At 57.2% G+C, this 311-nt stretch carries 1 protein-coding gene; it reads left to right on the top strand.

Going from position 1 to position 311, the window contains the following annotated elements; translation table 11 throughout:
• Positions 1 to 311, top strand: a 311-nt coding sequence (gene rph, locus V5P19_RS23230; protein ID WP_334407885.1) for a ribonuclease PH, incomplete at both ends; no start/stop codon positions are given.

The following is a 311-nucleotide window of genomic DNA, read 5'->3' as shown; positions in this document are numbered from 1 at the left end:
CACGTTCTACCCACACCCGTAACGCTCGTGAAGCGGCGAAAGGTAAGCAGGGTGGACGCACAATGGAAATCCAGCGTCTGATCGCCCGTGCTCTTCGCGCGGCAGTAGATTTGAAAGCGCTGGGTGAGTTCACCATTACGCTGGACTGCGACGTGCTTCAGGCTGATGGTGGCACGCGTACCGCGTCGATTACGGGTGCCTGCGTGGCGCTGGCAGATGCGCTACAGAAGCTGGTGGAAAACGGCAAGCTGAAAACCAACCCGATGAAAGGGATGGTAGCCGCAGTTTCTGTCGGTATTGTAAACGGTGAA

The sequence above is a fragment of the Enterobacter sp. UNJFSC 003 genome (assembly GCF_036903355.1).
In the GTDB taxonomy this organism is placed as follows: domain Bacteria; phylum Pseudomonadota; class Gammaproteobacteria; order Enterobacterales; family Enterobacteriaceae; genus Enterobacter.
This window is presented reverse-complemented; position numbering and strand designations above follow the sequence as displayed.